Genomic DNA, 5,474 nt, shown 5'->3' with positions numbered 1-5,474 from the left:
CGGCCACGACGGCTGTCGCGTGCCCGGCCGGCTGGGGCAGCCTTCCGAAGACCGCGGCGGACACCGACGCCGGATCGCTGACCGACATCAGGACCGGCGAGCACGACTGCTACGACCGCATGGTCTTCGACGTACCCACGGCGGGCACCGGCCCGATCGGGTACACCGTGCACTACGTCGACGCCTTCTACCAGGACCCGTCCGGCATCCGCATTCCGCTCTCCGGCGGGGCGATCATCGAGATCAGGGTGTCCGCCCCCGCCTACGACCCGGAGACTCACGCGGCGACCTACCCGGGCCGGGGCGGCCAAGCGCTTCCGGGCGTCGACCTGACCGGCTACCGCACCTTCCGCGAGGCGAAGTTCGGGGCCAGCTTCGAAGGGGTCACGCAAGTGGGCCTCGGTGTGCGGGCCCGGCTGCCGTTCCAGGTGTCCCAGCTTCCCCACCGTCTGGTGGTCGATGTCGCCCACACCTGGTGAGGCAGTCACCTCAGCCGTGTCCGGCCGGGTGACGCGACGCGGGTGCCGTGACGTCGGCGCTCGGCGGTCGGGCCGGCCGGGCGCGGTCATGCGGCGGCCGCCGGCTGCGACCGCGTGAAGCGGTCCTCCCGCGCGTCGCGTACGCCGTCCGGTACCTCCCCAGGAACAGCTTCCCGTCGCCAGGACCGAACGCGCGCGGCCCGGACCACACCGGATGCGGCGGAAGTCCGGCAGCGGCCCGGACGGGGCCGGTGAGTTCAGCGGGATCACCGCTCGCGGTTCGGGCCTGCCGTTTGAATCACCCCAGCGTCCCGGGGGCCGGCACGCGCGTTTGCCGCGCCGCCTGCCGGCCGGTGCTGTACCTGGCCCCCACCGCCAGCAGTACGGAGGCGGCCGCGCAGGTGATGACGAGGCTGTCGAGCCACACGTAGCCTTCGGAACCGGGGTAGGTCGTTCCGTCGTCCAGGACGCAGTCGAAGGCCGGCGGGAAGTACGAGGCGCGGTGGCCGGCGAGGCGCTCCACACGATGGGGTGCGGCGTCACGGCAGGCGGGCGCCGGCGAGGAGTCCGCCCCCGAGCGGGACTCGTTGTCGGACAGTTCGACGGCGCCGAGCGCCATGGCCAGAAGCATGACGGCGGCCAGCGCCGTCATGCCGGCGCTCCAGCGCAGCAGTCGCACGCCCCAGTCGGTGCGCCGGCCGGGCAGGGCGACGGACAGCAGTTTGACGACCACGGCGATGACCCATAACGGGGTGGCGATCACAGCCGCGATGGCCGGCAGCATGAACACGTTCCAGTCCTCTTCGGCCGACCAGTTGAACTGGTGCACTGTTGAACTGGTGTATGGATGTCCGGATGTCCGTGGAGCCTAGCCGTTCTTCCGGGGATCACCGGGCGACCGGGAGGACGGCTGCGGGGATCATCCGGCGGACCCGCGGAATCCTCGCGGCCGCCGGATGATCCGGGCGAAACGCCTAGCGGTGCCAGGCCGGTGGGCGTTTTTCGGTGAACGCGTGGGCGCCTTCGGCGGCGGCGGCGGTGGTGAAGACGGGTGCGCTGAGGGGGTCCTGGACGGTGTAGGCGGTGTGGTCGTCGAGGCCGCGGGTATGGCGGACGATCTGTTTCGTGGTGAGGACGGCGTCCTGGGAGTGGGCCTGGACGCGTTCGGCCAGGGCGAGGGCCGCGTGGAGGGCTTCGCCTTCACGGGTGAGCCGGTTGACGAGTCCGTGGCGGGCGGCGTCGGAAGCGGGCAGGGGAGCCGCGGTCAGGAGCATCTCCATGGCCACGTGGTAGGGGAGGCGGCCGGGGAGACGGATGGCTCCGCCTTCGGCGGCGACGAGCCCGCGGGCGACTTCGGGCAGGGCGAAGAACGCGGTGTCGGCGGCGGTGATGAGGTCGCAGGCGAGGGCGAGTTCGAAGCCCCCGGCGACGGCCGCGCCCTCGACGGCGGCGATGAGGGGCTTGCGGAGGTGTGCCCGGGTCAGCCCCGCGAGCCCGCGGCCGGCGACGACCGGGACGCCTTGGCCGGGGAAGGCTTTGAGGTCCATGCCTGAGCAGAAGTGACCCCCGGTCCCGGTCAGGATGCCGACGGTCAGCGACGGGTCGGTTTCCAGCCGGGTGAGGGCCGCGTCCACGGCCTCGGCCAGTGACCGGTCGATGGCGTTGCGGACCTGGGGCCTGTCGAGGGCGATGAGCAGGACGCCGGGGCATGGTTCGGTCACGGCCACGGGGTCTTGGGTGTCCATCGGGTGTGCTCCTGGTCGGGGGTGTCACGGTGGGGGGGGTGCCCCTATGTCTTTGGTCAAGTGAATGAGGGTGCGTCAGTTCCGTACGACGGGCAGCGCGGCCAGTCCGCGCATCACCCGGGCCGGCCGCCAGGGCAGCTCGTCGGCCGGTTTGGCCAGCGATACGGGGCCCAGCCGCTCGAGCAGCAGGGGAAAGGCGACGCTGCCCTCGAGGCGGGCCAGGGCGGCGCCGATGCAGAAGTGCGGCCCGTACCCGAAGGCGAGGTGGTCGTTGGGCGTGCGGCTCACATCGAGCAGGTCCGCGTCGGTGAAGCGGGTCTCGTCGCGGTTGGCGGAGCCGATCAGAAGACTGACGATGTCCCCCTCGCCGATCACCCGGCCGTGGAGACCGATCGGCTCCGCGGCGCACCGGAACGTGGCGTCCCGCACCGGGGAGTCGTAGCGCAGCAGTTCCTCGACGGCGGAGGCGACCAGGCCGGCTCCTGCCTCCGGTCCGGTGAGCCGGGCGGCCTCGCCGGGGTGGCGGAGCAGGGCCAGCATGCCGTTGCCGATGAGGTTCATGGTGGTGTCGTGGCCCACCAGCAGCAGGAGATAGGCGGTGGAGCGCAGTTCCTCCTCACTCATCGCCCCGCTGTCGTCACCGGCCCGTACGAGAGCGCCCAGCAGGTCCACTCCGCTGCGCTCGCCGCCTGCGCGTTTGCCGGCGATCAGGCTGTCCAGCAGGGCGTGCAGACCGGCTTCCGTCCGGGCCGGGTCCAGGCCCGGGGCGGGGGCGATGGTGGCCATCAGGGTGTCCCGGGTCGCCGCGTTGTCGAGTTCGTCGGGGACACCGAGGATCGCGCAGATCATCCGGAAGGTCAGGGGCGCCGCGAAATCAGCGATCACATCCACGTGCGTGTGCTGCTCGATCCGGTCCAGCAGCCGGTTCGCGGTGTCCGTGAGGAAAGGTTCCAGCCGCGCGATGCGCCGGGGCACGAACGCGGCGTTCACCAGGGTCCGCAGACGGGTGTGGTCCGGGGGATCGGCGTGCACCAGGTGCCGGTTCAGACCGGCCGGCCCCGCGACATAGCCGGGCACCCGGCCGGGCTCCTTGCTCAGCCGCCCGTCGCTCAGCAGCGCCCGGACATCGTCGTAGCGGGAGATCTGCCATACGGCGGGACGCCCGGGTCTGCGCTCCGCGTGGGCGGGCGCATGCCGGCGCAACCACGCGAAGTACGGGTAGGGGTCCCGTACCCGTAGGGCCAGCAGACCGGGGGGCGGGGACGGTACAGCGCGAGCGGGCACGGTAGCTCCGGGCTCGAGATCCGACACGGACACCGCACCAACGACCAGCGACGCCCGGAGGATGCGGAACTCATCATTCCGGCCTGAGGGAGAGAGCAGGACCGGTGAGCGCGGTCCCCCTGCCCGGCGAACCCCGCCACGAGACCGGCCGGACGTCCGCCATCGGCACGAAGGAGGCCGCGGCCGCTCCTCGTCCGCGCCCGTGCTCACGGATGCGTGAGCAGATTGAGGCTGAGCCGCACGGGGGAATATCGCCCAATGGGGGCATCCCGATCGCAGGCGCAGAAGGATGAGAGCACCGTCGAGTCGATGTACGTCGCTGCTTCCGCCGTGATCCTCGCCGGGGCCGCGTTCGCTCTGGTCGCCGGTCCCGCCCTGGTCTTCGACGCGGTGCACGGCGACGCGCGGCGTGTCCTGATCATCTGCGGCAAGTGGGCCGGTGCGGGGGTGTTCCTGGCCAGGCTGATATCCGGCTTGTGGCGTCGGTAACGCCTCTCGGTGTCGGCGGTGTCGGCGGTGTCGGCGGTGCGGCCGCCGGATCCTGCGCCGGGCTCGACGTGACGGGGGTGTGTTCGCCTTCGGGTGTGTTCGCCCTCGGGCGTGGGCCACGGGCCGGTCACGCGGTGTCCCGGGTGTCGTCGTCGAGTTGGTCGAGGATGCGCTGCTCCGCGTCGTGGAGCGTGGTGCGTGCGGGTGGGGGCCGGGTGCAGTCGGCGCCGTGTACGGCGCCCTGGGAGGACTTCCAGATCGGGCAGCAGGGGACCGGGAGCGGTGCGGGGCCGCGGGCGGCCAGCCCGGTACGTTCCGCCGCGACGCGGGCTCGGCGTTGCCGGCCGTGGCGTGCGCGGCGTTCCCGGACCGCGCCCTGGGCCAGGAAGAGCGCGAGAGCCCAGAACACGCCGGTCTGCCACCACAGATGATGGAGGGCGGTGGCGGTCCCGACGGACGTGAGGATGGTGGCGCCGAGGACGCGGCCGATTTCGTGTCGGGTCACAGATACTCCCCGCTGGACTGGACGTCGTTCACGTGGTGAGTTTTCCCACCGAGAGGCCTTGACCACGGATACCGCGGGAGATTTTGGGCGCGGTCGCGGGAGCAGCCGCACGGAGACTGCGCGCGGGCCACCGGCCAGTGACCGTCCCCGCACGTGCGGGGAGACGACCGCCTGCCCCCGCACCGCCCGCCACGAACAGCCGCGCCGCACACCGTATAGGCCCGGGACCCATGTGCTCCACGCTTAAGGTGACGGCCGGAGGCGAAGAACCGGAGGCGAAGAACCGGAGGCGGAGAACCGGAGGCGGAGAATGCGAGTGGGGCTGCACGCGCTCGGTATCGGTGACGGAGCCCGTCCCGAGGTGATCCGTTCGGTGGCCACAGCCGCGGAGACACACGGCTTCGCGAGGCTCTGGTGCGGCGAACACGTGGTGCTCGTGGACACACCCGCCTCCCGCTACCCCTATTCCCCGGACGGCCGGATCGCCGTGCCCGCGGACGCGGACTGGCTGGACCCGCTGCTCGCCCTGACCTTCGCGGCGGCGGTCACCAGCCGGATCGAGCTCGCCACCGGCGTCCTCCTGCTGCCTGAGCACCATCCGGTCCTGATCGCCAAACAGGCTGCCACGCTCGACGTCCTCTCCGCCGGGCGGTTCACCCTCGGGGTCGGAGTCGGCTGGTCGGCCGAGGAATTCGCGGCGCTCGGAGTCCCCTTCGCCGGGCGCGGGCGGCGCACCGAGGAGTACCTCGCCGCGCTGCGTACCCTCTGGGCCGAGGACCCGGCCTCCTTCACAGGGGAGTTCACCCGCTTCGACGGGATCCGGGTCAACCCGAAGCCGCTGCGCGGCGGCCGGCTCCCGGTCGTGACCGGCGGCGACAGCGCCGCTGCCCTGCGCCGCGCGGTCCCGGGCGCCGAAGGCTTCGTCGGCTTCCACCTCGCGGCGCCCCCCGACCCCCCGGGCGTCACCGTTCA

The 5,474-nt window shown here is 72.3% G+C and carries 7 protein-coding genes; 3 read left to right on the top strand and 4 right to left on the bottom strand.

Going from position 1 to position 5,474, the window contains the following annotated elements; all coding sequences use genetic code 11:
* Positions 1–479: hypothetical protein (locus tag ABZV34_RS36870; RefSeq protein ID WP_356286879.1), on the top strand; the 479-nt coding region annotated here is incomplete at its 5' end.
* 298 nt (positions 480–777) lie between these two features.
* On the opposite strand, the gene ABZV34_RS36865 is transcribed toward ABZV34_RS36870, so the two are convergent.
* The 3 genes from ABZV34_RS36865 to ABZV34_RS36855 form a co-directional block, all read right to left on the bottom strand.
* Positions 778–1,308, bottom strand: coding sequence for a hypothetical protein (locus ABZV34_RS36865; protein ID WP_356286876.1), 531 nt, complete (start codon positions 1,306–1,308; stop codon positions 778–780).
* Positions 1,309–1,453: 145 nt separating this feature from the next.
* The gene (locus ABZV34_RS36860) at positions 1,454–2,224 is read right to left on the bottom strand and encodes a crotonase/enoyl-CoA hydratase family protein (protein ID WP_356286874.1); all 771 of its coding nucleotides are present in this window, start codon (positions 2,222–2,224) and stop codon (positions 1,454–1,456) included.
* 75 nt (positions 2,225–2,299) lie between these two features.
* Positions 2,300–3,508 carry a cytochrome P450 gene (locus ABZV34_RS36855; RefSeq protein ID WP_356286871.1) on the bottom strand — a complete coding sequence of 403 codons (1,209 nt, stop codon included), beginning with the start codon at positions 3,506–3,508 and terminating at the stop codon, positions 2,300–2,302.
* 258 nt (positions 3,509–3,766) lie between these two features.
* Between ABZV34_RS36855 and ABZV34_RS36850 the strand changes: the two genes are divergently transcribed.
* Positions 3,767–3,997: a DUF6332 family protein gene (locus tag ABZV34_RS36850; RefSeq protein ID WP_356286868.1), complete on the top strand. Its 231-nt coding sequence runs from the start codon at positions 3,767–3,769 to the stop codon at positions 3,995–3,997.
* 127 nt (positions 3,998–4,124) lie between these two features.
* On the opposite strand, the gene ABZV34_RS36845 is transcribed toward ABZV34_RS36850, so the two are convergent.
* Positions 4,125–4,502: a hypothetical protein gene (locus ABZV34_RS36845; protein ID WP_356286865.1), complete on the bottom strand. Its 378-nt coding sequence runs from the start codon at positions 4,500–4,502 to the stop codon at positions 4,125–4,127.
* 310 nt (positions 4,503–4,812) lie between these two features.
* Here ABZV34_RS36845 and ABZV34_RS36840 point away from each other — a divergent pair.
* Positions 4,813–5,474: TIGR03619 family F420-dependent LLM class oxidoreductase (locus tag ABZV34_RS36840; RefSeq protein WP_356286862.1), on the top strand; the 662-nt coding region annotated here is incomplete at its 3' end.

It is taken from the genome of Streptomyces sp. NPDC005195, from assembly GCF_040608315.1.
In the GTDB taxonomy this organism is placed as follows: Bacteria; Actinomycetota; Actinomycetes; order Streptomycetales; family Streptomycetaceae; genus Streptomyces; species Streptomyces kaempferi.
The sequence above is the reverse complement of the archived record's forward strand: the minus strand, read 5'-3'. Positions and strand labels throughout refer to the sequence as shown.